The 21,264-nt window shown below is 46.6% G+C and carries 23 protein-coding genes, 3 tRNA genes, 1 pseudogene and 1 CRISPR repeat array; of the genes and pseudogenes, 7 read left to right on the plus strand and 20 right to left on the minus strand.

All coding sequences use genetic code 11. The features are described 5' to 3' along the window. Positions 1-109: 109 nt before the first annotated feature. From B5G33_RS19695 to B5G33_RS19750, 12 genes and pseudogenes are all read right to left on the minus strand, one after another. Positions 110-412: pseudogene (locus B5G33_RS19695) on the minus strand (VirD4-like conjugal transfer protein, CD1115 family); the annotation flags it as partial. Between the two features lie 2 nt (positions 413-414). Next, a complete protein-coding gene (locus B5G33_RS19700) occupies positions 415-915 on the minus strand; it encodes a PcfB family protein (protein WP_002576352.1) in 501 nt (166 codons plus the stop codon). 101 nt (positions 916-1,016) lie between these two features. Further along, complete coding sequence (locus tag B5G33_RS19705) at positions 1,017-1,328, minus strand: DUF5720 family protein (RefSeq protein WP_002576353.1); 312 nt, start codon at positions 1,326-1,328, stop codon at positions 1,017-1,019. Beyond that, a complete protein-coding gene (locus B5G33_RS19710) occupies positions 1,321-1,683 on the minus strand; it encodes a DUF7768 domain-containing protein (RefSeq protein ID WP_002578791.1) in 363 nt (120 codons plus the stop codon). The genes B5G33_RS19705 and B5G33_RS19710 overlap by 8 nt, the downstream gene beginning before the upstream one ends. Positions 1,684-1,731: 48 nt before the next feature. Beyond that, on the minus strand, positions 1,732-2,625 hold the full coding sequence (locus B5G33_RS19715) for a DUF6017 domain-containing protein (RefSeq protein WP_002576355.1): 894 nt from the start codon (positions 2,623-2,625) through the stop codon (positions 1,732-1,734). Positions 2,626-2,694: 69 nt separating this feature from the next. Continuing rightward, positions 2,695-2,886, minus strand: coding sequence for a hypothetical protein (locus B5G33_RS19720; RefSeq protein WP_002576356.1), 192 nt, complete (start codon positions 2,884-2,886; stop codon positions 2,695-2,697). Positions 2,887-2,913: 27 nt separating this feature from the next. Beyond that, positions 2,914-3,189, minus strand: a complete 276-nt coding sequence (locus tag B5G33_RS19725; RefSeq protein WP_002576357.1) for a DUF5720 family protein — start codon at positions 3,187-3,189, stop codon at positions 2,914-2,916. Between the two features lie 12 nt (positions 3,190-3,201). Continuing rightward, entirely contained in the window at positions 3,202-4,128 is a 927-nt protein-coding gene (locus B5G33_RS19730) for a ParB/RepB/Spo0J family partition protein (RefSeq protein ID WP_002576358.1), read from the minus strand. Further along, positions 4,085-4,906 (minus strand): ParA family protein, encoded by an 822-nt coding sequence (locus B5G33_RS19735; protein ID WP_002576359.1) that lies wholly within the window; start codon positions 4,904-4,906, stop codon positions 4,085-4,087. The genes B5G33_RS19730 and B5G33_RS19735 overlap by 44 nt, the downstream gene beginning before the upstream one ends. A 443-nt stretch (positions 4,907-5,349) precedes the next feature. Beyond that, positions 5,350-5,742 carry a 30S ribosomal protein S9 gene (gene rpsI / locus B5G33_RS19740; protein WP_087271965.1) on the minus strand — a complete coding sequence of 131 codons (393 nt, stop codon included), beginning with the start codon at positions 5,740-5,742 and terminating at the stop codon, positions 5,350-5,352. Positions 5,743-5,758: 16 nt separating this feature from the next. Then, a complete protein-coding gene (gene rplM / locus B5G33_RS19745) occupies positions 5,759-6,187 on the minus strand; it encodes a 50S ribosomal protein L13 (protein ID WP_087271932.1) in 429 nt (142 codons plus the stop codon). A 164-nt stretch (positions 6,188-6,351) separates the two neighbouring features. Next, complete coding sequence (locus tag B5G33_RS19750; protein WP_087271929.1) at positions 6,352-7,320, minus strand: GTP pyrophosphokinase; 969 nt, start codon at positions 7,318-7,320, stop codon at positions 6,352-6,354. Positions 7,321-7,526: 206 nt separating this feature from the next. On the opposite strand from B5G33_RS19750, the gene trxA reads away from it, so the two are divergent. Beyond that, complete coding sequence (gene trxA, locus B5G33_RS19755) at positions 7,527-7,841, plus strand: thioredoxin (protein ID WP_087271926.1); 315 nt, start codon at positions 7,527-7,529, stop codon at positions 7,839-7,841. Between the two features lie 18 nt (positions 7,842-7,859). Further along, positions 7,860-8,789, plus strand: coding sequence for an NAD(P)/FAD-dependent oxidoreductase (locus tag B5G33_RS19760; protein ID WP_087271923.1), 930 nt, complete (start codon positions 7,860-7,862; stop codon positions 8,787-8,789). 167 nt (positions 8,790-8,956) lie between these two features. Here B5G33_RS19760 and B5G33_RS19765 read toward each other — a convergent pair whose 3' ends face one another. From B5G33_RS19765 to B5G33_RS19800, 7 genes are all read right to left on the minus strand, one after another. Then, positions 8,957-11,074, minus strand: coding sequence for a heavy metal translocating P-type ATPase (locus B5G33_RS19765; RefSeq protein ID WP_087271920.1), 2,118 nt, complete (start codon positions 11,072-11,074; stop codon positions 8,957-8,959). Further along, positions 11,065-11,349 carry a DUF6110 family protein gene (locus tag B5G33_RS19770; RefSeq protein WP_087271917.1) on the minus strand — a complete coding sequence of 95 codons (285 nt, stop codon included), beginning with the start codon at positions 11,347-11,349 and terminating at the stop codon, positions 11,065-11,067. Before B5G33_RS19770 ends, B5G33_RS19765 begins: the two co-directional genes overlap by 10 nt. Positions 11,350-11,761: 412 nt before the next feature. Next, a complete protein-coding gene (locus tag B5G33_RS19780) occupies positions 11,762-12,175 on the minus strand; it encodes an RrF2 family transcriptional regulator (RefSeq protein ID WP_087271914.1) in 414 nt (137 codons plus the stop codon). Positions 12,176-12,314: 139 nt separating this feature from the next. Beyond that, on the minus strand, positions 12,315-12,872 hold the full coding sequence (locus B5G33_RS19785; protein WP_087271911.1) for a CarD family transcriptional regulator: 558 nt from the start codon (positions 12,870-12,872) through the stop codon (positions 12,315-12,317). Positions 12,873-13,040: 168 nt separating this feature from the next. After that, on the minus strand, positions 13,041-14,279 hold the full coding sequence (glyA, locus tag B5G33_RS19790; RefSeq protein ID WP_087271908.1) for a serine hydroxymethyltransferase: 1,239 nt from the start codon (positions 14,277-14,279) through the stop codon (positions 13,041-13,043). A 73-nt stretch (positions 14,280-14,352) separates the two neighbouring features. Next, a tRNA-Phe gene (locus B5G33_RS19795) sits at positions 14,353-14,425 on the minus strand. A gap of 92 nt (positions 14,426-14,517) precedes the next feature. Further along, complete coding sequence (locus B5G33_RS19800; RefSeq protein ID WP_087271905.1) at positions 14,518-15,411, minus strand: fumarylacetoacetate hydrolase family protein; 894 nt, start codon at positions 15,409-15,411, stop codon at positions 14,518-14,520. A 278-nt stretch (positions 15,412-15,689) separates the two neighbouring features. Between B5G33_RS19800 and B5G33_RS19805 the strand changes: the two genes are divergently transcribed. The 4 genes from B5G33_RS19805 to B5G33_RS19820 all read left to right on the plus strand — a co-directional run bounded on the left by B5G33_RS19805 (position 15,690) and on the right by B5G33_RS19820 (position 18,159). Then, a complete protein-coding gene (locus tag B5G33_RS19805; protein WP_087271902.1) occupies positions 15,690-17,030 on the plus strand; it encodes a MurT ligase domain-containing protein in 1,341 nt (446 codons plus the stop codon). Continuing rightward, a complete protein-coding gene (locus B5G33_RS19810) occupies positions 17,027-17,749 on the plus strand; it encodes a type 1 glutamine amidotransferase (protein ID WP_087271899.1) in 723 nt (240 codons plus the stop codon). Before B5G33_RS19805 ends, B5G33_RS19810 begins: the two co-directional genes overlap by 4 nt. A gap of 263 nt (positions 17,750-18,012) precedes the next feature. After that, positions 18,013-18,083: transfer RNA gene (locus B5G33_RS19815), tRNA-Gly, on the plus strand. A gap of 3 nt (positions 18,084-18,086) precedes the next feature. Next, positions 18,087-18,159: transfer RNA gene (locus B5G33_RS19820), tRNA-Gly, on the plus strand. Between the two features lie 112 nt (positions 18,160-18,271). Here the strand turns inward: B5G33_RS19820 and B5G33_RS21465 are convergent. Continuing rightward, positions 18,272-18,439 (minus strand): hypothetical protein, encoded by a 168-nt coding sequence (locus B5G33_RS21465; protein WP_158229660.1) that lies wholly within the window; start codon positions 18,437-18,439, stop codon positions 18,272-18,274. Positions 18,440-18,640: 201 nt separating this feature from the next. Here B5G33_RS21465 and B5G33_RS19825 point away from each other — a divergent pair, with 201 nt between their 5' ends. Further along, positions 18,641-19,198 carry a flavin reductase family protein gene (locus B5G33_RS19825; RefSeq protein WP_087271896.1) on the plus strand — a complete coding sequence of 186 codons (558 nt, stop codon included), beginning with the start codon at positions 18,641-18,643 and terminating at the stop codon, positions 19,196-19,198. Between the two features lie 758 nt (positions 19,199-19,956). Further along, positions 19,957-20,917: direct repeats of the CRISPR family, unit length 32 nt; unit sequence GTTTCAATCCACGCTCCCACGAGGGGAGCGAC. Positions 20,918-21,264: the final 347 nt, after the last annotated feature.

Genomic DNA, 21,264 nt, shown 5'->3' on the forward strand with positions numbered 1-21,264 from the left:
GTCGCCTACGGAAAGGCGGGAGTAAAGGGCTGTGATTTTGTTGTAATCATTCATGTGCATATCCTCCTGTGCGTCCATGTAGAGTTCTTTACACTTAAGATTATGCACTCCAGCGGGCGCTGCCATACTCCATACCGTGCCGGTACTTCTTGGCGTTCTTGCTTTTGAGATACACGGCCAATCGCAGGCCAGCGCCGCAGCACAGCCCCACCAGCAGGTCCAAAGGGTGCAGGCTGGGCCACCAGCTGGCCAGCGCCACCGGCAGCGTGGAGAAGAACGAAAGCATTTTTGCCGAAGCGTCCGCACCCACGGCCATCCGCCATCCTTCACCGAAGTTGGTTGCGAACAGCCCCATCAGGATATAGGGCATATTCAGCAAAAGGAGCTTTTTGATGTCAAGTTGCTTTTTCATCTTCATCGTTCCAGCTCCTTCCGCTTGTTCCGGTCCACAACGGCGTGTTTCACCAGCTCTTTGAACTGGCTCAGCTTTGCCAGCACGGACGGACGCTCTGTTTTCTGCGCCTTTCTGACCTTCTTGCCGGTGTACTCGGTAAAGGCAGCGGTCAGGGCATCCGCATCGCGGCCTTTGAAAAAGATCAGGTACTTGGGCGGGGAGCTGCTGCGGTCCTTCTTCACCGCATAGTCAACGCCGTATTTCCGGGCGATCTTTTCAAACTCCTTGATGGAGGGGTCGGTGATCTCGATGTTGGAAACGCCCTGATTCTGGCCGATCAGCTGCTTCACCGTCTGTTTGCCGTGGGGAATCACGGGGGTATCCCGGCTTTTCTGCTTTTGCAGCTTCTTTTCCTTGCGGTGGGCAAGGTACTTGGTGATGGCGGCCTTAAACAGCCGCCCGGTAAACTTTGTTCCGCTGACTACCAGCGTCAAAGTCCTGTTTTCCACTTCCTCCTGCATAGGTCATCGCCTCCTTTCCACGGATTTTGCAGGGGTGGCGCTTGATACTAAGGCGGGACCACCAGCCGCCGCAGCAGGTATTTCATCATGGCAGGCTCCTTTCAACGCAGCTGATCGGAGCGGTCATAGTACAGATGTCCCTGGCGCACCTTGGCATGGCTGAGAATCTTGATGTGGCCCTTTTCCTGGTTCTCCAGGCTTTTCTGGTATCCGGCCTCCGTCAGAAACAGGCGGGTCCGTTCGCCTTTCCAGCCCACCGGCGAATCGTGGGTCAGCACATCGAAGATAATCATGTGCCGGGTGTCCTCGGCAAACCGCTCCAAATCCATGTACTCATGGCCGTGGTAGTTCTGCGCCCCGGCCTTGAGCCGCATTTCCTCCATCAGCTGGCCCACGGTCTTACGCTCAGGCATGGCGCGCACCTCCTTTCCCGCGTCCCTGGCCTTTCACAGTCAGGATACCGTCCAGGGTGGTAGCGGTGATCCGCAGGCGCTCAGCGGTGGCGATGTCATTCTTCACGGTCTCGTCGATGCCGTGGCCGCAGACCACCAGCACATGGGACCGGCGCAGATAGTCTCGCACCATATCCAGCCCGTCCTTGTGTTCCTGGGGAATCTCGTCCTTGAGGAAGGTGGACAAGAACAGAACCGGGCAGATGGGCGAATACCCGGCGTCGTACACCTGGCGGCAGTAGGTGGCAGCGTTCTCGGCGTTCTCATACTGGTTGTTGCTCCAGGGAGCCGTAATGTAGGCAAGAGGTCGTTTCATGGCAAAATCCTTTCTCCCGGTATTGCCGGGCAACAGAAAAGCGGCTGTTTACCAGCCGCCTGTGTTCATATCGTGATTGACTTGTACGGTGTAGTGATTGCTGATCGTGGTGGGCGCGTTGAACAGCACTGCAAGCAAATACTGTTTCATATTGCGGACCTCCGTGGTGTTTTTCTGCATACCGTCCATGACAAATCGGATATGCTCGCTATCCAGCTTCAAGAACCGGGAGCGCACGACTTCATGGGGAAAGTCGCTGCCAGCGATCCGAGTGGTTTTACGTTTGGCACAAACGGTCTCCACCATCAGCTCCACAATCTCGTCCAGGTCCTCACGGTAGGTCGAAAACTCTCTGCACAGATAGTCATACTCGATGTTCTCCAGAATCAATTCCCGATAATTTTCTATCTCTGAGACAGACATCGCATCCCTTCCTTTCCGTTCCGGCAGCTGTGCTGCCGCTGTTTCCCGGAAGGGAATGGAATCGGTACTTGCTCCATGAGTATTTTGTTTTTGAGTATTTGGTTTCTCTATATTTAATTCTGCGGGCTTTTCCGTATCCGGTTTATCCAGATACGGGTTTTCCGTATCTGGTGAAGCCGTATCTGGTACAGCCGTATCCGGCCTTGGCGTTTCTGGCTGCCTGGGCTGGGGTTTCTCATAAATCACATACTCGGTGTCGCTGATCCGGCCTTGTTGGTCCCGCAGCTGGTTCCGCACGATGTAACCGGCGGTTTCCAACTCCCGCAGCGCACTGCCGATGGCATCAACGCCCTCCTTGCAGATTTTCGCAAGTCCACGGGTAGTATAGTTCCAGTCATCAGGCAGGGATAACATCATGGAAAGAAGCCCCTTTGCCTTGAGGGATAGTTCGTGGTTCCGCAGGTGATGATTGCTCATCACGGTATAATCTTTGGTCCGTTCAATGCGAAAAACGGCCATTGACTTCACTCCTTTCTAATTTTAGGGCATGAAAAAAGCCACAATCCTTCGTGAAAAAGACTGTGGCTTTCAGCTGTTTTTGTTGTTCTGCCAGGGCCGGTAAGGACGCTTGTACTTCGGCGGATGACTGAACATCGGCTCATGCTCCGAAAACGGGAGGGTCTGCAAAACCCGGTCAATGTCGGTGGATTCCATATCATACTGGGACTGGCAACTTTCCCGGATGGCATCTTTGATGCTCTGGACAGTACACATATTCATTCCTTTCCTTTCGTAGTGATAATGAGTTTACGGGTGGCGGCGGCGCTTGTCCGGTTTGAAGTCGAGCACATGGCCCTCGATCACACGGGCATACCGCTTGATTTTGATTTCCCGACGCTTCTGGCTTACGAGGGCGGCCTGATACCCGTCCTCCGTAAGAAACAGCCGCATATCATCGCCGGGGCAGCCGTAGGAACAAGGGCGCTGAACGGAAAACTCGATCATCCAGCGGGTGCTGTCCTGAAAACGCTCTACGGCCAAGATATTGTGTCCTTTCAGCTCACGGGCTGAAATATCCCTCATAGGCGGCTCCTTTCATCGTTCCTGGTCTCTCTGGCGCTTCTTCTGCCACGCCTCCAGCAGTTTGATAATGGTTTCCTGCATCCGCTGGGGCGTATAGCTTTTGGGGAAATACTTCCGCAGGGTGTCGGAGGTGAAAGTCACTTTGTCGAGATCACTTTTCTTTTCCTCACCCATGATGACGCGCATCATATCGAGGGTCAGATGTCCCTCCTGGCTGTATTTCTTGAGTCGCTGAGCCTGGGAGAGAGAGGGGGTAGCCTGTTCGCTGTCCATCGCGTCCAGCAAATCCCGCTGTTCTTCTTTTTTGAGAAAGGACAGCTCATAAGCCGGATTGAGGGCGATTTTCTTTTCATCGACCATATCCAGCAGTTCGGGAATCAGCTCCGTCAGGCGGATATAGCGCTGCACCTGGTTCCTACTCGAACCAGCCTGCTGCGCCAACAATTCATCTGCACGCAACTTCGTCCCAAGTTGGGACGAAGTTAAGTCCCCCCGTGCGCCTTGGTGTTTCATAGCCTCCAGCTTCATCTTGTAAGCAAAGGCCCTTTCGCTGGGGAGCAGGCTTTCACGTTGTAAGTTGCTGTCCACCATGATGATAGTGGCAGCATCATCGTCCAGGTCTCGGACAATGACAGGCATGGTTTCTTTCTCGGCCAGCTCACTGGCCCGGTGCCGCCTGTGACCGGCAACCAGCTCATAGCCGCCCTCCGGGTCCGGGCGGGCGATCGCCGGAACCAGAACACCATACTGCCGAACGCTGTCGGCGGTCTCCATCATGGCCTCGTCATCCTTGACTTTGAAGGGATGCCCCTTAAATGGGTGCAGCTCAGACAGCGGAATTTCCTGTATCTTCTCCAGCTTGGCATCCTGGCGGCTTTCCTCGGTGGAAAACAAATCATCGTATGGAGCCAGCTCTACTTTTTTCGCGCTGCTTTTCAAGTTTTATCACCTCCTTGGTCAGATTCTTATAGCCCTCGGCCACCTTGCCATTAGGGTCATGGGCAAAAATGCTTTTGCCCTCGGCGCTGATCTCCTTTGCCCGGACAGAATGGGGAATCTCGGTGCCGAACACCTTGATTTTGCTGCCATAGGTCTCCCGCAGCAGGGCGGCAATCTCCTTGGCGAAGTTGGTGCGGTTGTCCACCATCGTCAGCAATATGCCGTCGATCTGGAGCTTGGGGTTGATCTGCCGCTTCACCTTGTTTACGGTCTGGAGCAGCTGTTCCAGGCCCTTGGCGGGCAGGTACTCCGCCTGAACGGGGATTATGACCCTGTTGGCGGCGGCCAGGGCGTTGACCGTGAGCATACCCAGGGATGGCTGGCAGTCAATCAGGATATGGGAATACTGTCCCTTGAGCGTGTCCAGATACTGCCGCAGGATGGTCTCTCGGCTCATGGCGTTCACCAGGGAGACCTCCATGCCGGAGAGCTGGATGTCTGCGGGCATCAGGTCAACGCCCTCCGGGTGGTGCAGGATACCCTCGCCGGGGCGCAGCGGCTCGTCCATCAGGATACGGCCCATCGCGTCGGACAGGGTAAAGGGCAGCTTGTCCGGCTGGGGGTGGCCCAGGCTGATGGTCAGGCTGCCTTGCGGGTCCCCGTCGATCAGCAGCACTTTCTTTCCGGCCTGCGCCAGCCCAATCCCCAGGTTCGCGCAGGTGGTTGTCTTGCCAACGCCGCCTTTCTGGTTGGCGATGGCGATGATTTGCGTGTTCAATGACTTCACCTCATTTCTGAATTGTTCTATGGCTTCTGGAAATAGAAAAAGCCGCCACTTCAAAAATTGAAAGTGACGGCCTTTTCTTATCCCGGAATGAAATTCCCCGGAAACGCAAAAAGCGCCCAGTAGAAAATACTGAGCGCTTGGCGATTAGATTTATTCTCTTTTGTTCAAATTAGGTCAAATTCAGACAAACCGTTTTCACGAAAAAGGTCTCTTGGAGATGTATAAATAAACATCCCCTTGGCATCCCAAAATCGCGTCTCGGTTGTCCTATTTTTTAACCCATAAGCCCTCTTTTTGGGGTGGTTGTCCACCATTTAACCCATAGAAAACGGGTTAAAAGAGGCTTCGTTCTGTCAAATTGCGTCAAACCATTTGAAAAGGAAAAACCCCGGAAACCGCGTAGTTCCGGGGTTTTTGACCACTTTTGATAAAGTTTAGCGCTTGCTGAACTGCGGAGCGCGACGGGCAGCCTTGAGGCCGTATTTCTTTCTCTCTTTCATTCTTGGGTCACGAGTTAAGTAACCTGCAGCTTTCAGAGCTGGTCTGTAATCGCTGTCAGCCTCCAGAAGAGCTCTGGAGATTCCGTGACGGATAGCACCAGCCTGTCCTGTAAAACCACCGCCATGAACGTTTACTAAAACATCAAATTTATCAGCTGTTTCTGTCAGAACTAACGGCTGACGAACAACTACCTTTAATGTCTCTAATCCAAAATATTCGTCGATATCTCTTTTGTTAATTGTAATCTTACCTGTACCTGGTACCAGATATACACGTGCTACAGATGATTTTCTTCTTCCTGTTCCATAGAATTTTGTACTAGCCACTGTCATTTACCTCCTATTAAAATGTTAATACTTCTGGCTTCTGAGCTGCGTGATTGTGCTCTGGTCCAGCGTATACATGTAATTTTTTAATCATGGCCCTTCCTAAAGGTCCTTTTGGAAGCATACCCTTAACAGCCAGTTCAATTACTCTTTCAGGTTTCTTGTCCATCATTTCTCTTAATGTGGTCTCTTTCATTCCTCCAACATAGTCAGAGTGTCTGTAGTAGATCTTCTGATCCAGTTTCTTACCTGTAACTTTGATCTTATCAGCATTAACAACGATCACATAGTCGCCTGTATCAATATGCGGTGTGTAGATCGGTTTATTTTTTCCTCTTAAAACTTTTGCAACTTCAGATGCAAGACGGCCTAATGTCTGTCCATCAGCGTCTACAACATACCATTTTCTTTCAACCTTATCTGGATTAGCCATATAACTGTTCATGGTTTTCCCTCCTAATTATCAATCATATACGTTAAATTCGTCATTAAAAAATCAAGTAAATCAAGCCGTTCATCTATGTTTCGGCTTTCAAAGACGCTCCTTCCACCACCATACCGGGGCTTTTGGCTAGGTAGTTTCGCAGTACGTCACATTGACATATTATATTATAAGTAAAATCCTGTGTCAACAATTTTCTGCACATTCTCAGCATTTTTTTCCTTCCACTGCCCGGTTCTCTCCCGGATCAGCATAGGCGTTCTCTCTTCCAGATCTTTTCTTCCCAGAAGAAGCTCATTGCACACCAGCACCAGATTGTCCACTGTCAGGGGAATTCCATCTGACAGGCTGCTGGCAAAGAACAGGATAGGCTCCTCTCTGTCTGCTCTGTACAGTTTCTTCACCAGATCCTGGTCCTTCTGGAGAAACTCCATCAGAGGCACAGAAAGCACCGGATTTTCAAAGCGGAGACGGAATTTATTACGAAGCATGGCTTCAATCTGCATATTCTTATAATTCTTATAGGCCAGCCGCTCCAGAAGATTCACCATGCTTCTGTCGCAGATTTCCAGGGTAGCATAGATTCCATTCAGCTCCCTGGAAAATTCATAGTGCTCTTCCCACTCTTCTTTATGCTTATACCGCACATCATGGTCCACCTCATGCCAGCCTTCAGAGAAGGTTGTGCGGACCTGTACTTCAAAAGTCTTGTCAATTCTGTATTTTTCCCACAGTTCTGGAGGGAATGCTGAAGAAATCTTCTCTGGCATCCGGCATACATAGTTCATCCGGATAGGGTTAAATTCGTTTACCTTAGGTATGTCCTCATGGGAGTCCTTTTCGATAATAGAATAGGTCTCTTTTAAAAGCTCTTTGCAAATAGGAACATCATCCATATAATAAAGAACGATCCGGATACCGATCAGGTCCTGAAGCTTCTTATCCTTCTCAAGATATTCCTCTTTCTTCCATTCCAGTTTATGCCAAATAGAACCTGCAGATTTCAGTCTGGAAAAAATATGAAAATAAATCCCGCTTTTGCTTAGTTTTTCCTGAATATCCCTGCCAGCCTCTTTCCGCAGGCCTCTCACTTTCTCACCTTCCAGATACTGGGATAACTCTTCTATTTCTCTCATAAACACTCCTCTTTCGCCATTGGCGGACAAACGCTGTACCTTGTTTATTATACCAATTTTCCTCTGGTTCGTAAACGTTTTTATACATAATTATGTGACTTCGTCACAGACTAACAAGAGAAAAAAGGTTATACTCAAATCAAGCTCAAAGAAAAGAGCTGCACATAAGAAACGAATTATAAACTATCGATAAAGGAGATAAAGATATGGCAATTTTACATGTAAATGAAAGTGAATTTCAGAAAGAAGTATTAGAATCCCAGAAACCGGTACTGTTAGATTTCTTTGCTACCTGGTGCGGTCCCTGCAAAATGCTTGGACAGGTACTGGAAGAACTGGATAAAGAACAGGAAGACTTTCGTATCGTAAAAGTAGATATTGACGAAAATCCTTCCCTTGCATCCCAGTGGCAGGTAAGCAGCGTTCCTTCTCTCTTCTTTATTAAGGAAGGGCAGGTCAAAGACTCTGCTGTAGGCTTTCTTCCTAAGCCGGTACTTGTTCAGAAGATGAAAGGCCTTTAACGAAAGGTGGAAACAGCTATGACAAAAGATTATGATTTTATCATCATAGGAGCCGGACCAGCAGGTATGACTGCCGCGGTCTACGCTTCCAGGGCAGGTATGAGAACAGCCCTCCTGGAAGCCGGGGCTCCCGGCGGAAAACTTTTAAAGACAAATAAGATCAGCAACTGGCCAGGCATCAAAGAAGAACCTGGCTCCCAGCTGGCCATGGATATGTTTGAACATTCCACCAGTTTCGGTGCTGTGTATGAATACGGCAATGTAACAGAAATACGTGACGGTGAAAGAAAGCAGGTCATCTGTCAGGACGGCACTGTCTTTACGGCTCCTGCCGTTCTGGTTGCCACTGGCACAAAAGAGCGGCTCCTTGGCATTCCCGGAGAAGAGGAGCATATCGGCAGGGGAATTTCTTACTGTGCAGTCTGCGACGGAGCATTTTCCCGAAATCAGGACGTAGCTGTTATAGGCGGAGGAAACTCTGCTCTTGAAGAAAGTGTCTACCTTACTCAGTTCGCCTCCAAGGTTTATATCGTCATGCGGAGAGATGTTTTCCGGGCAGAACAAGCGGTAATCGAGGCTGCCCGTTCTAATCCTAAAATAGAAATTCTTCAGAACTACCGTCCTGTTCAGGTTATGGATAAAGAAGGAAAAGTCGGAGGCCTGGAAATTGCTCATGCTCAGTCCGGAGAAAAGAAACTCCTGCCTGTCACTGGCATCTTCCCCTATATCGGCGCAGATCCTGTCACCGGATTCCTGAAAGAGCTTCCTGTATTAGACAAACAAGGCTATATGCTGGTCAACAGTGAGATGGAAACCGTCGTTTCTCTTCTCTATGGAGCCGGGGATGTCTGCCAGAAAGGCCTGAGACAGGTAGTAACTGCTGCAAGTGATGGAGCCATAGCCGCTCAGTCCGCATTCCAGAAGCTCCGGTCTTTAGCCCTCTTATAAAGCTATAAGTCAAAGCAGGAATGCTTCCGTTCCAGCCGGGGACACTGGGCAGTCTGCCCATGTCTCCGACTGCGGATATACTGGAACAGGCATGGCAGGGTGTCGCTAATGATCAGGTTCTGATACCGTTCAATCCTGTCCGCCTCTCCTTTTTTCCTAAAATTCTTTTACTTTCTCTGTTCTTTTTGTCTGCATATTTTCTTCTCTTCTTTGTCCAGCATATTCGTCATGCTCTCCAGAGTAATCCCTAAAGTGGACATATTGTGAAGGAAGGCAGAAGTTCCCGGCGCCAGGATTCCGGCAAATCCCAGAATAATAAGTCCTGTATTAAAACCTATAACAAACCGGTAGTTTCTGTGAATCCGCTTCATCAGACAGTTTCCTGCCCTTTTCAGCGTCACAAGCTGGTGGAGATTCTCTCCAGAAATCGTAATGTCTGCAATCTCTCTGGCAATCTGCGCCCCGCCATTTACAGCCACACCTGCATTTGCCGCAGAAAGAGCAGGTGAATCATTAATCCCATCTCCAACCATAATAACTTTTCTGCCCTTTGCTTTTTCTTTCTCAATATAAGAAGCTTTGTCCTCTGGAAGGACCTCTGCATAGAATTGGTCCACCCCGGTCTTTCGGGCAATTGTCCTGGCAGTCCTTTCGCTGTCTCCCGTCATCATGACAACTTTTCGGATTCCTGCCTTCTTCAAAGCAGGAACAATATCTTTGGCCTCTTCTCTCAAAGGATCTTCTATGCAGATTACTGCTGCAAGTTCTCCGGATACAGCAAGATACAGATGGGAGTATTCTGCCGGAAGTTCTTCAAATTTTTCTTCCTCTCCGGCAGGAATCCGGCATTTTTCATCTTCAAAGACAAAATGATAGCTTCCAATGATTACCTTTTCCCCGTTTACCTGAGAAGAGATGCCATGGGCCACCACATACTCTACTTTGCTGTGCATTTCCTCATGGGCCAGGCCTTCTTTCTTAGCCTGAGCCACTACTGCATTTGCAATAGAATGGGGAAAATGCTCTTCAAGACAGGCTGCCAGCCGGAGCATGCTGTCCCGGTCTTTTTCTCCGAAAGTAAGCACCTGGGCTACTGTGGGCTGTGCTTTTGTAAAAGTTCCTGTCTTATCAAAGACCACAGTCTCTGCCTCCGCTGCAGCTTCCAGGAATTTGCCTCCCTTTACTGTAATTTGATGGTCCTGACATTCACGCATAGCCGCCAGCACCGCAATGGGCATAGACAGCTTCAGAGCGCAGGAAAAATCCACCATAAGGATAGACAGAGCTCTGCTCATATTTCTGGTAAGTGCATAGGTAAGCACTGTTCCCAGAAAGCTAAAGGGCACAAGGCTGTCCGCAAGATGAACTGCTTTACCTTCCAGAGAAGATTTCAGCCTTTCAGATTCTTCGATCATAGACACGATTTTTTCATATCTGGTAGAGCCCACAGACTGTTTTACCTGTACTGTAAGTTCTCCTTCTTCTACCACAGTACCAGCATACACATAGGCCCCTTCTTCCTTCTTTACAGGAATTCCCTCTCCGGTAAGAGATGCCTGGTTTACCATAGCCTCTCCCTGGGCCACAATCCCATCCAGTGGAATCATATTTCCCATATGAATGCATATGAAATCCTGTTCCTTTACATGGTTTATTTCTGTCAGGATTTCACTTTCGCCCTGCTTTAACCATACTTTTTCCACATTTAAGGACATGCTTCTCGCCAGGTCTGCCACAGACTTCTTATGTGTCCACTCCTCCAGGATCTCTCCCACTCCCAGCAGGAGCATGATAGAGCTGGCGGTGCTTACATCCCCCCGCATAAGGGAAACTGTAATCGCCGTTGCATCAAGCACCGGCACTTCTAATTTTCTCCGGCATATGCATTTCAGTCCTTCCTTTATAAAGTGAAAAGACTGGATCACTGCCTTGGCTTTTGCCACCGGAGCCGGCAGAAAAACCTTGCACAAAAAGTGGAGTACCAATTTGGAAACAAGTTTCTCCTTATATTTGTTCATCAGCTCTCTGCTTGTATTGTCCGGAACTTTTGCCATAAGCTCCTTGTCTTCAAAAGAGAAGGCTACCAGGCTTTCAATCAGCTTCCGGCGGCTGCCAGTATAACAGACAACACCATGGCCGGTCCGTTCATATACCTTTGCGGCAGTCACATTTTTCAGAGAATTTATATAGAACAAAAACATATCCGCTTCCCGGGCAGTCATCTTTTTCTTCTGGGTAGAGAAACGGATGCGTCCTCTGATCTCATGCTGAATTTTTATTCGCATTTCTCATCTTCCTGTTCCTGGTCCTCTTCTGAATAAATTTCCTCTTCCTGCCGTCTTTCGTTGATTTCTTTTGCTTCAGCCAAAACGTCCTCAGCGTTTTCCTGTACAGCAGTTACCGTATCCATAACACAGTCTTTTGCTCTTAAAACGGCTGCTGTAGCCTGTACATAAGCTTTCTTTGCATCTTTACTTCCTAAGATTTTTACTCCTGCAGTCCCAAAGAGTACGCCTCCGGCAAAAAGGGCTGCTTTCTTAATCAGTTCAGTATGTATCATTTTCGTACCTCCTACTCGTTTCTTTTATTTGTGTTTGTATCCTGTGTAAAATGTCATCCCAAGGCAGAAAAGCATTGCCCATGCCCAGAATCTGTGCTGTTTCATAGTACCTCTCCTTTCATTTTACTTTAAGAGGTAAAGTTAGATTCATCTAACTTATCTATAAAAAATAAAAACCTCTTAATTTCTTGAGTTTATCACCTTTTTCCTGTTCTTGTCAATGAACAGTATCATGTTTTTCCAAAAAAATCCAGATATCTCCCCTATAAAGCAGCAAAGAAAAAGCCGGGCTTTTTCTATCCTTTGCGGATATAATAAAAGCTTCGGCTTCCCCCTCTTTTCTTCTCTTTATACAGTGGTCTTCGCATATGTAAATCCGATAATTTCATCCTTTGTCTATACAGGGGGCCTGTTAACCCACTGCCTCTTTTTCTAAAACCTTGTCAATAGTGATACCGGATAAATATTCTTCCATTTGTTTCTGTAGTCCCTGGTAATATTTTCTCATGGCACAGAATTGTGTTCCATGTCTGCTGCAGAATTCATCTGCTTCCAGGCACCTGTTGATTTTTGTAGTACCTTCCATTACCTCAACTATATCCCACAGAGAAATTTCTTCCGGTTTTTTTGAAATGGCATATCCGCCTCTTTTTCCCTGATACCCGGCAACCAGCCCGGCATCCTTCAGAGCCTTTAATACCTTCATAAGATAATTTTCAGATATTCCCATTTTGCTTCCAATTTCTGCCACAGAGGTAATTCCACTCTGTGTAGCCAGATATACAACCGTACGGATCGCATAATCTGTTGTCAACTTTAACTGCATGTCGTCTCCTTTCTGTCTCTAACATTCCCCTTTCAGCTTTATGGTATTATTATCTGATTTATTTTTACAACGCTCTGTTCGAGAAGAATACGGTTTCATTGTATCAGCCAGCCTGGCTGTATTCAAGGTTTTCGGAAGATTATGCCTGAATCTGGCAGAAAACCTTGTCCTTTACAAAAGCTTTGATTTTCTCCGGTGTGGACTCAAGGGCTATGGCAAACTCTCCATAGGCAATGTCCTCCGCAGATTTCAAATACCGCTGGTCAATCTGGCACAATTTTTTGTTATTCCGGCCAGCCTGATATTGTTTCATATAAATGCCTTTTATCAAGGAAAGAAGTACATTCATATCATAAGTGTCCATCATCTCCCGGTAATGGTCCGCCAGTCGGGTCTGCTGCCTGGTAGTAAAGGTATCTGCCGGAATCTTTGGCACTGCTTCCAGATATTTTTTAGCTGTGTCAGAGCTGATGAGCTCTCTCATAAACATATGATTTTCTACAGGGATATAAACCTGGTCTCCTTTTATGAAAATAGGTGACAACTTATAGTACTCCCTGCTGTCCTGCATTGACTCTTCAAAAAACTTTCCAATATCCTCTACTTTGCACACTCCACGTTTTCCATACATAACATAAGACCCGATCCTGAACATTATTTCCCTCTTTTCTTTAAAATCCATACAACATTTTTCCATATACAGATGTTGGGGGCAAAATTTTTTTGCCCCCGCAATGCTGGACTGCTATGCACTGGGTGCTTCCACAATCCCCAACTATATATATTGTATCAAAAAAAATACATAAATTTCAAAGGCAATTTTTTACGAAAATATTCAGTACCGGGTCTGGTAAAACGCAACAATTTACGCGTTTAACGGATATTTATCTGTAAGAGATTTTACAATAGCCATAGCCTTTTCCTTATTGTTTCTGTCCTTTACCATAAGGGCAATAGCCTCGGCGATCAGGTCCATATCCTCCTGGTTCATTCCCCTTGAAGTTACAGCGGCTGTTCCCAGGCGAACGCCACTGGTTACAAAAGGAGATTCCGGATCATTGGGAATTGCGTTTTTATTACAGGTAATATTCGCTTCATCAAGGAGATGCTCCATCTCTTTTCCTGTGATCCCGGTTCCTCTCAGGTCCACCAGCATAAGATGGTTCTCTGTAGTTCCTGAAACAATGTTGATTCCTCTTTTCAGAAGACCGTCGCAGAGGGCTTTGGCGTTCTTTACGATATTTTCCTGGTAAACCTTATACTCAGGAGAAAGAGCCTCTTTAAAGCATACCGCTTTAGCTGCAATCACATGCATAAGAGGACCGCCCTGGATTCCCGGAAATACTGCTTTATTGAAATTAAATTTTTTGGCAATCTCGGCACTGCTCATGATCATACCGCCTCTCGGGCCTCTCAGTGTCTTATGGGTGGTAGTGGTCGTCACATGGGCATAGGGAATGGGACTTGGATGTACTCCTGCTGCCACCAGACCTGCGATATGAGCGATATCTACCATCAGATATGCGCCTACCTCGTCGGCAATCTCCCGGAATTTCTTGAAATCAATGATCCTGCAGTATGCACTGGCTCCTGCCACAATAAGTTTTGGTCTTGACTCCAGAGCAATCTTTCTCACTTCTTCGTAGTCGATAACTCCCTCATCATTTACACCGTAAGGAACAATATTAAAATATGCCCCGGAGAAATTGGCCGGGCTTCCATGGGAAAGATGTCCGCCATGGGCCAGATTCATCCCCATAACCGTATCTCCTGGCTTCAGCATAGCAAAAAATACTGCCATATTAGCCTGTGCCCCTGAGTGAGGCTGGACATTTACATACTCACACTGGAACAGTTCTTTGGCTCTTTCAATAGCCAGACGTTCCACATCATCCACGCACTCGCAGCCTCCATAGTATCTTTTCCCCGGATATCCTTCTGCATATTTATTCGTAAGAGGGCTTCCCATGGCAGCCATGACTGCCTTGCTTACCCAGTTTTCTGACGCGATCAGCTCAATATGTGAATTCTGGCGTTCCACCTCATCATTAATACACTGAGCGATTTCCGGATCCACCTGATTGATTTCTTCCCATGAATACATTTTTCTTTATACCGCCTTTCTTTCTGATAAAGATATTTGTTTTTCTCCCAAAGACATTTAAGGGATAAAAAAGTGCCCAGAGCCGGAATCGAACCAGCGACACGAGGATTTTCAGTCCTCTGCTCTACCAACTGAGCTATCTGGGCTTACACAAAATATGGTAAGACTGCTGTCCTACACAACACAGCAATCTTACCATATTTGTATCTGTTTTTCAACCGTTTTTTTCGTTTTTCTGTTATACAACTACATTTGTGATCATGCCGATTCCTTCTACATCACATTTCACCACATCTCCCGGCATAAGAAATCTCGGCGGAATCATTCCCATTCCCACGCCGGCAGGCGTTCCCATGGAAATAATTGTCCCTGCCTTCAGCATCATGCCGCTGGAAAGTTCACTGATCACATGAGGGATATCAAAGATAAAGCGGTCTGTACTGCTATGCTGTCTTAAAACCCCGTTAACCTGACTCTTAATCGAAAGGACCGGCGGTCTCTTTACCACGTCTTCTGTAACAATAAAGGGTCCCATAGGGGTAAAGCCATCCATGCTTTTTCCAAAATACCACTGTTTATGCCTGGTCTGTACATTTCTTGCGCTGACATCATTAATCACCGTATATCCGAAAACATAGTCAAAGGCATCCTCTCTCTTAACATGCAAAGCATCCTTTCCAATAATAACTCCCAGCTCTGCCTCATAATCCAGGCTGTCTACCAGTCCGGGATATGACGGAATCGTACCGCCGTCAGGGGTTGCTTCATTTACTCTTTTTGAAAAATATACCGGATAATTCTGATCTCTTTCAAAAGCTTCTTTTTTATAACGGGCAGATTCTTCTCCATGGTCCCTGAAATTCATTCCCAGGCAGATAATGTCCTGACGGGGATGAGGAATCGGAGCACAGTGGATAACCTCGTCATAATTCAAAGTTTCTCCTTCCACAGAAGCCAAAGAGTTTCTGAGCATCTCCATTTCTTCCGGCTTAATATGTTCGATCAGATCATTCATATCCTGAAAATGCAGCTGAAAAGTTTCCAGCGGATAAAACCTCTGAAAAGCATTGGCACACATCACGCCCAACCGCTCTTTGTCATCTCCCTGAAGTTTATAAGTAAGTAATTTCATGCTCTGCCCTCCTCTTGCTGTCCCGGCAGCAATTTATTTCACACTTAGCATCACAAGATGCTTTTGTTTAATAGTAGCATAACGCTCAAAAGTTTTCCATATAATTTTCCTGATTTTCTATAATTTGCAGCAACAATTCAGATGCCCTCTTGTTTCTTTTGGTTGTACTCTTTCTTTTATTTATGTATAATGATTAATTGAATAACGGTTGTTAATTCTGCAGCTTCCTGCAGATACTAAAGAAAACTGCTGTATCATTGATAAAGGATGAAACGATTATGAATATCAGAAGACTTTTAGCCGTGTGGAGTGCCCGGCTGATAAAAACTGCCTGTCAGCTGACAGGAAAACAGGGCGTAACCCTGGCAGGAAAAATTGCCCTGTCTATTTATCCTCCCATTTTGAAAGAACTGGCAGGTGAAGTAAAAAAAGACATTTTTGTAGTCTGCGGCACCAACGGCAAAACCACCACGAACAATCTGCTAGCCTCTGTGCTGGAAGGCAATGGTTATAAAGTAGTCTGTAACCGTACCGGTTCCAACATGCTCAACGGCGTAGCCTCTGCCTTTGTCCTGTCAGCCGGACTGTCTGGACACCTGAAAGCAGATTATGCATGTATCGAAATAGACGAGGCTTCTACTGTCCGGGTATTTCCTCATTTCCGTCCCGATTACATGGTGCTGACAAACCTCTTCCGGGATCAGCTGGACCGATACGGAGAAATCGATATTACTATGGACCTTCTTTCCCGGGCTATGAAAATGGCTCCTGAAATGAAAGTGCTGGTAAACGGCGATGATTCTCTTTCAACTTACCTGGCCCTTGAAAATGAAAATCCCCATTATACTTTTGGTATTGGAGAACAGGTATTCCGGGAAGAAGATACCAGGGAAATCCGGGAAGGACGGTTCTGCAAACGGTGCGGCGAAAAAATGGAGTATCATTTTTACCACTACAGCCAGCTGGGAGATTACTACTGTCCCCGGTGCGGCTTTAAACGCCCCAAACTGGACTTTAACGGCAGCAATGTTTCCCTTGCTGAGGGAATCGCCTTTGATGTAGAAGATTTCCATGTAAAAGCCAATTACAGAGGCTTTTACAATGTTTATAATATTTTAGCCGTCTACGGAGCAGCTTCCCTGGCAAAGGTACCTCTGGAAAACTTTAACAAAATCCTGGGAGACTACACTCCTCAGTTTGGCCGGAATGAACTGTTCCAGATTGCGGATACCAAGGTTATGCTGAACCTGGCCAAAAACCCTGCCGGATTCAATCAGAACATTTCTGCAGTAATGACAGATACTTCCCCAAAGGATGTTATCATTCTCATTAATGACAACAGTCAGGACGGTACTGACGTATCCTGGCTGTGGGACGTAGACTTTGACCGTCTGGCTGATACAAATGCCGCATCTATCACAGTCTGCGGCATCCGCTGTCAGGATATGCGTCTGCGGCTGAAGTATGTGGATATCCCCTGTGACCTGGAACCGGATATTGAGAAAGCTATTACCTCAAAAATCAATAATGGAGTCAAAAATCTCTATGTGCTGGTAAACTACACCGGCCTTTACACCACCCACAATATCCTGAAAAGAATGGAGGGCAGAAAATCATGAAATTGACAATCGGACATTTATATCCGGATCTGCTGAACCTCTACGGTGACCGGGGCAACATCCAGTGCATGATGAAGCGGAGCCAGTGGAGGGGGATTGAGGCAGAGACCATTGAGTTCACTCTGGAAGACACCATTGATTTTTCAAATCTGGATATCGTCCTCCTGGGAGGCGGTTCCGACAGGGAGCAGATGATCGTCTGCTCTCAGTTAAGAAGCATCCAAAAAGATTTTAAAGAATATGTAGAAGACGGGGGCACAGTTCTTGCAGTCTGCGGAGGATATCAGCTTCTTGGCCACTATTACAAAACAGAAGAAGGTACTATAGATGGACTTTCCCTGGTAGATTTATATACAGAGCAGGGCAGTCCCAGACTGATTGACAACATTGTTCTGGAAAATAAAGACTTTTCCCTCCCCATCGTAGGTTTTGAAAACCACGGAGGAAGGACCTATATTGGAGAAAACCGGCCTTTTGGAAAGGTTCTCTATGGACACGGAAATAACGGTGAAGACAAAACTGAAGGAGTTCTGTACAAAAATGTAGTGGGAACTTATCTCCACGGTCCTCTCCTTCCCAAGAATCCCCATATCTGCGACTATCTACTTTCCAACGCATTGAAGCGGAAGTACGGCGACGGCAGCCTGGCGCCGCTGGACGATTCTCAGGAAAAAGAAGCCAACCAGTATATCTACCATCGTTTTGTAAAACAGGATTAGTCCTCTAAAGCAGTTTCGGAAACAGGATTCTTCTGTTTCTCGAAACTGTTTTTTGTTCCCTTGTATCTATCCGGAATTCACCAGAGATCTCCAAAATCCTCTGAAGAAATGTATGAAAATACTTCAAATTTCATTTTTACAATTTTTTTCAAAAAACTGTTGACAATTCAAATATCATGTAGTATTATATCTCTTGTCTTCGACAGGAGGCAAAACACAATAGCTCTTACGCTTAACAAATCAGCTATTGTCATAAATAACCTGCGGGTGTAGTTCAGTGGTAGAACACCAGCCTTCCAAGCTGGATATGTGGGTTCGATTCCCATCACCCGCTTATGCGCGAGTGGCTCAGTTGGTGGAGCGCGACCTTGCCAAGGTCGAGGCCGCGGGTTCGAGTCCCGTCTCGCGCTTTTTTTATTTTCATCAGTACATAGATTGTGCTGATGATTTTTTTATTTTCCACTTCAAAAAAATCCAGGCCGCAGTTTCTCGATTTTATGCGAAATACTGCGGCCTGGGTTTTTAATAGTTGCTTCGTGTATATCTGCGATCTCTGGGATAAGACACCGGTACACGTACCGGTACTTTCTTTGGCTCCTTGATCAATCCCGGAAACAGATCATTAAGAATTGTTTTCACCTTTTCTCCGGTGCTGGTATTTATAAACATATAGAATAACATTTTCATCATAGTCCTGACCTCCTGAAATCACTGTTTTCAAGCTACTGGTTGCATTGTATCAGACTTCTGACAGTTTGTCAGTGACTTTATCACTTATTTTATACTTGTTTATAAATTCTTTAGCAATGTAAAGTCTCTGATGCTTCCTTAAGTTCTTTTTTCGTTATATAATAAAAAATATATACGAACTATGAAAGGAGACTTATCAATATGAGAAAAAATTTCGGAAAGCAGTCCTGGATGTATCCCCTTCCGGTACTGATCATCGGCACCTACAACGAAGATGGAACGGCTAACGCCATGAACGCTGCCTGGGGAGGTATTTATGATACCAATCAGGTATGTATCTGCCTCAGCGCAGGTCACAAGACCACGGCCAACATCAAAAGCCGCCAGGCCTTCACTGTAAGCTTCGCAGACGCCGCCCATGTAAAAGAAGCAGACTATGTGGGCATTGTTTCCGGAAACAAAGAGCCTTCTAAACTGGAGAAGGCAGGTCTTCATCCGATAAAAGGCGAATTTGTAGACGCGCCTCTCATCGAGGAATTCCCCATGGCACTGGAATGCAAGCTCATAAAAATCACAGAAGACGGAGATATCATCGGCGAAATCATCAATGTCAGCGCTGACGAAAAAATTCTGGATGAAAACGGAAAAATCTCCCCCGCACTTCTCCAGCCAATCACCTTTGACCCGGTGAACAATGCTTATCTGACATTGGGAGAAAAAGTAGGAAATGCATTCAGTGATGGGGCAGAGCTGAAATAGACGTGGAAGTGCGTGCCTATTTTGTGGGAAAATGCAAAGAGTTCAGACCTATATACTATTTCTGTATATAGGAGCTGAACTCTTTTTTAATGCTGGCCTAGTGTTCCAATCTAAACAATGACTAAGGAGAAAATCATTTAATTCATGAGAACCACTTCCTCCAAAGTCAGGTTTCAACTCGTGCTTACCAAGCAGCAAATTCCAGCAAAACTTATCTCCACTATGTCAGAAATTTTCTCCCTACATCCATTTTAATCACTAATCTGCCAAATATAGATTACTATTTTTATCTATCAGACTTCTGAGCTGTTTGTCGTACAAATTGTTAACTGTCCAGATATTGTCAACAAACGAAACCATTGCATTTATACGATTCTATATTAGGCTATTTAATGCGAAATGGCAGGTTGATTTCTATGTAATGCAATTTCTGTTTGAACAGATAATTTTGCATAATTCTCCATCAAATTATAGCATTCCGTATAAAGAATACGGTACGGATGAAAGTTCGCTATAATGCTCTATTCAACCTCACTAAAGTTCCCCATCATCTTTGCTTCCAGAAAGTCAGAGTAAATGTACAGATACAGTGTGCCTTGTAATCCTCGAATTACGCTTGCAGCTTTTTTAGCGCACTTCTTCCTTCAAGATTATCGTGAGGGAGCTACCCCATTTTCCCCAGCCGGAAGGTTTCAATCCACCTGTCCGCGAAGGGGGACGACTATCCCGGATTCCAAATTGGAGGACTCTGATGACTGGTTTCAGTCCACGCTCCCACGAGGGGAGCGACGTATTATGCCGGGGAAGCTGCCAAGGATGCAGAGCGTTTCAATCCACGCTCCCACGAGGGGAGCGACTCCGGACAGACGGAGTATAAGATTTCCATGCAGGTGTTTCAATCCACGCTCCCACGAGGGGAGCGACCGTTGTTGCGTCTTGCGAATTTTCACATCCAAGGGTTTCAATCCACGCTCCCACGAGGGGAGCGACAGACGATAGAGACGTATAACAGGTATATGATACTGTTTCAATCCACGCTCCCACGAGGGGAGCGACGAAACTCACACCGAAGCAAAAAGCATTTGCAGACGTTTCAATCCACGCTCCCACGAGGGGAGCGACAGTGGCGGATGGGACGCTTTGGAATGTAAGTATGTTTCAATCCACGCTCCCACGAGGGGAGCGACAAAGAGGAAGAAGCCCACCCCGGAGGAAATGGAGTTTCAATCCACGCTCCCACGAGGGGAGCGACGATAAATTTTCTTGTCGGAGGTCTTATGTCATATGTTTCAATCCACGCTCCCACGAGGGGAGCGACCTCCCTCTTTGTAATATTTGCCATACACATAGGTGTTTCAATCCACGCTCCCACGAGGGGAGCGACCTGCCGCAGCATTTACGGCGGCAATCGCTTCCCGGTTTCAATCCACGCTCCCACGAGGGGAGCGACGGTATCTCCCTGGATAATAATTGTCCTTGTGGCTGGTTTCAATCCACGCTCCCACGAGGGGAGCGACGAAAATGCTGCTGACATACACGGATAAAGAACTTACAGTTTCAATCCACGCTCCCACGAGGGGAGCGACTCCGGACTTGGCAATCTTATAGCTTCCCAAGTCAGTTTCAATCCACGCTCCCACGAGGGGAGCGACAATCAGTCCGGTTATTCCCTCTACAATAGGCGGCAGTTTCAATCCACGCTCCCACGAGGGGAGCGACAGCAATTTCGCCCAAAAATCCTCTGTATTTTCAGTTGAAATTAACATTTTTTTCTTTCCTATAAATTAATTTTTTTCCTTTCTCTTTTCTGCATTCAAAAATCACTTTATTTTGTGTGCATTTTTTGGTGCGAATCCCCCGACATATTTATGTCTGCTTCTTATTCGCACTCTCATTTTATCATAGAATCAATGTATCATCTACAGGAATTCCTCGGTCAACACCCATACCTAAAATGAAATTTTAAATTCCACTCCCTTAATGGGGTGTAGAGTTTACTCCTGCACAGTTGATATTTACTCTTTCATACATCCGTGGTATGGTTATCTCTCCTTCTGACAGCAGTA

Source organism: Blautia sp. An81 (assembly GCF_002161285.1).
GTDB lineage: Bacteria > Bacillota > Clostridia > Lachnospirales > Lachnospiraceae > Blautia > Blautia ornithocaccae.